Source organism: Alkaliflexus imshenetskii DSM 15055, from assembly GCF_000517065.1.
In the GTDB taxonomy this organism is placed as follows: Bacteria; Bacteroidota; Bacteroidia; order Bacteroidales; family Marinilabiliaceae; genus Alkaliflexus; species Alkaliflexus imshenetskii.
In genome coordinates this window covers 1-3,111 of sequence record NZ_AJUM01000003.1, presented here as the reverse complement: position 1 = coordinate 3,111, position 3,111 = coordinate 1, and the positions used below count along the sequence as shown (strand labels likewise).

The 3,111-nt window shown below is 39.5% G+C and carries 3 protein-coding genes and 1 pseudogene; 1 reads left to right on the top strand and 3 read right to left on the bottom strand.

Features of this window, described 5'->3' with window-relative positions; translation table 11 throughout:
* Positions 1 to 458 precede the first annotated feature (458 nt).
* Entirely contained in the window at positions 459 to 680 is a 222-nt protein-coding gene (locus ALKIM_RS0100025) for a hypothetical protein (RefSeq protein ID WP_157363645.1), read from the bottom strand.
* Between the two features lie 242 nt (positions 681 to 922).
* Between ALKIM_RS0100025 and ALKIM_RS19470 the strand changes: the two are divergent.
* Positions 923 to 1,490: pseudogene (locus tag ALKIM_RS19470) on the top strand (IS91 family transposase); the annotation flags it as partial.
* A 308-nt stretch (positions 1,491 to 1,798) separates the two neighbouring features.
* Here ALKIM_RS19470 and ALKIM_RS0100010 read toward each other — a convergent pair.
* On the bottom strand, positions 1,799 to 2,167 hold the full coding sequence (locus ALKIM_RS0100010; protein ID WP_026472879.1) for a gliding motility-associated C-terminal domain-containing protein: 369 nt from the start codon (positions 2,165 to 2,167) through the stop codon (positions 1,799 to 1,801).
* Between the two features lie 10 nt (positions 2,168 to 2,177).
* Positions 2,178 to 3,041 (bottom strand): hypothetical protein, encoded by an 864-nt coding sequence (locus ALKIM_RS0100005; RefSeq protein WP_026472878.1) that lies wholly within the window; start codon positions 3,039 to 3,041, stop codon positions 2,178 to 2,180.
* Positions 3,042 to 3,111: the final 70 nt, after the last annotated feature.

Here is a 3,111-nt window from a genome sequence, read left to right as displayed (position 1 = left end):
AAAATATCTCAGAGCCGAGAATCCGCATGTTTGGCTATTCAATGGCAAAGAGGCTGACGGTCGCTACAGCGTCAAAGGATTATCCTGGGTTATGCGGGAAAACCTTATGTAAGCCAACCTCTCTCTCAACGTCAACCTCCACTCTCTACACCTCGATTACCCCTCCCCCCCATTATCCCACGGATTAAACCTTCTAACCGATCATTCGCTTCTTAATCATCCCAACTTCCCAACATCCCTTCTTTATCTCCTCGCAGCCCAGCACCACCATATCCTTCCTCTCTTCCTCTTATACACGCTCAATAGTAACCCCTTTCTTCATCCCCCACAAACTGTATTAATACCTTAGCCCATAAACCATAAGCTTGAAACTGCTCCGCGCATGATCCCCCACGTCGATCGCCAACTCCCCCAAACACTCGCTGATCCCATCTTCCGCTACGTCTGCACACAATCATTTAAAATATATAACCAAAGTCACTCTCCACCGAATCTACTTCTTCCGAGTCCTCTAACTCTCCCCACGAAATACCACCTGACGCTCCCTCTTTATAGCCCTGCCCATAAACTCCACACCAACAACCAGGCCCCACTCTCCAATCTTCAACGTTGCTCTCTATCTCATACCTACATATCTTAAAAACGAGAAACGCAATTATAACATGCTTGCATCTAACCACATTAATGCTATTTCTCAAATATGCTATCCCGCATGGATTTAGTTCAACCCTATCCATAGCGCAGTTACACTTCCACTATCAGACCCTTGGGAGCTCTCTTTCCTTAACAAACTTCACCACGTTTCCACGTTTCTATTCCTCTAGGAAGTGGCTGCCCAGTCAACTACTATCACTATCATCACTATCGCAGTCTCCTTTCGATTGCACTCTTGTAGCGGTAGTAACATGACACTAAAATGTGGGAACTGCGAAGACGATCTGCAATGGATGGCTTCAAAGTCTGCATTGAAGCCGCTCATCAAAAAAAGTGGGTCGTTTATTGCGAACCCTCAATGGCTGGCGCCGAACATGTCATCAGGTATCTGGGGCAATACACCCATCGCATTGCCATCAGCAACCAGCGGATATTGAATGTTGACTCAACAAATGTCACTTTCGTGGCTAAAGACTACCGCGACCGGGCACAAATAAAACCGGTATCCCTGAACGGAGAAGAGTTTCTGCGTCGATTCTCTTTTGCATGTTATGCCAGATGGTTACGTGCGTATCCGTCGGTTCGGTATTTATCATCACACCACAAAACTCCATCTGGATTTGCAATTTGTGCCCGATGAAAAGCCTGACATTGACCAGATGACAGCTAAACAAAAGCCCGAAACGGCTCCAGAGCGCATTTTAAGATTGACAGGATTTGACATAACCAAATGTCCGCATTGCAAAGCGGGTCGTCTGATTGTCATCAGAACCTTGTCCAGGATTCGGTCACCCACAGGGCATCTGCCTTCTATGCTTTTTGATAAGTTGCAGTAACCAACATAACATTCCCTTTAAAAACTTCATTCACATGAGGTTCGGCATCGTATTGCCTTGACGGGGAGGGTTAAGCCCAAAAGAAGCTGGTTTTCAACATTTGAAACACAAAGACCACTCTTCTCTTAAACCGAAAAGGTTAAAAACAGCACGAACGCAGCATAGGCGTTCTTGCCAAAAACATCAAAAACCGACAAAAAGTCCATAGCTGCCAGTTGTAGTCCTGACGGGATGTCGTTCAACCTGGAATAATCGCTGGGTCGTTCCGACCGCTCATATTCCTATATATTGGCAGTAGTAAATTTTTATCATTCAATTTTTATTGTACCTTTTTTGCTATCCTTTTTCCCATTAGGATATTTAACCTCTACCACCCAAACATAAAATCCTTTTTTTATATTCGAAAATTCTAATTTATCATTTATGTCATTGGACGAAAGCACAACTGTTCCCCATCTATCAAACATCGACAGTCTATACTTAGGTAATTCACAATTACACCTAACTATAAATTGATTTGTACTATCAATAGGATTCTGGTTTAAAATCATCTCTGAACTAGTTACACTAATCGAACAGGTATCCATGAACTTTGCATTTTTCCTGTCAACTTGACCAAACAAGTGTCCAGAAACTATGAAAAGGACAATTGTTAAAATATATGTTTTCAATCTCATGTTATATGTTTTATTCTTTATACCAATTAGAGTCAATAGGATACATGTATAAATTCTCACGAATATATTTGATGAATTGATACATTCTATTTACTTCATCAATGTTTTGATATTTATCAAAGTTATTATATTCAAAATAACGATAATACGAATCTGTAGATATTTCAGTTACTACAGTTAAGCTTGTGTTGTTAAATAAACCATCAAGCATTACTGAATCTTGAAATACTTTGATGTCACTTATCGTAGGAAGTTCAATAATTTTTAAATCCATTAATTTATTAGTGAAGTCAACCCACCCATTTTTAGGGTTATTAATTGTAGTGTCTTTGAAACGATTTATCACCTCATATTCTCGTGTTGGATTAAAGAAAATATCAAGTTTGTAATATTTTGCAACTGGTTCTTGTCCATTTTTATAGTTTAATTCTATTAGTTCTCCGAACTGATAAAGATTCTCGGGGTATGTAAACCAAAGTCGAATCTGTAATGAATCAAATCCGTTTTCAGGAATTGACAAATCAAGTTGTTTCTGTTTTTGTTTAGTGAATTTGTAATATTTAAATAGCTTATTGCTTGGGTATCTTGGTATTTCTTTTTTAATCGAATTGTCAGGAATTCTCGGGGAACTTGTTGGAATCCGAATTGGTAAAAGAGTATTGTAACAACTCGTCAATATAATACATGAAAATAAAATTATAATTCCGTTTTTTATCATAGTTATCAATTTTGCAGGGTGTCTTTTTTTATTACTGCCAACGGATACATGTATGAAACGTTGGGGATTGCGGGCTTCATCACTGTCTGCCGTTGCAAAAGCTGATGCGGGGCAGAATGCTTCAAGTAACCACTTAAACCCCAATGTTTTATACATGATGTTGAACTAAATCCCTCCGGGATAGCCTCTTTCAAAAATAGCATTAATCTTTTTAGATGCAAGCCGT

Bases quoted from the DNA above. Each gene is read 5' to 3' on its own strand.
- ALKIM_RS0100005 (WP_026472878.1), bottom strand. From the start codon at position 3,041: ATGTATAAAACATTGGGGTTTAAGTGGTTACTTGAAGCATTCTGCCCC.
- ALKIM_RS0100010 (WP_026472879.1), bottom strand. From the start codon at position 2,167: ATGAGATTGAAAACATATATTTTAACAATTGTCCTTTTCATAGTTTCT.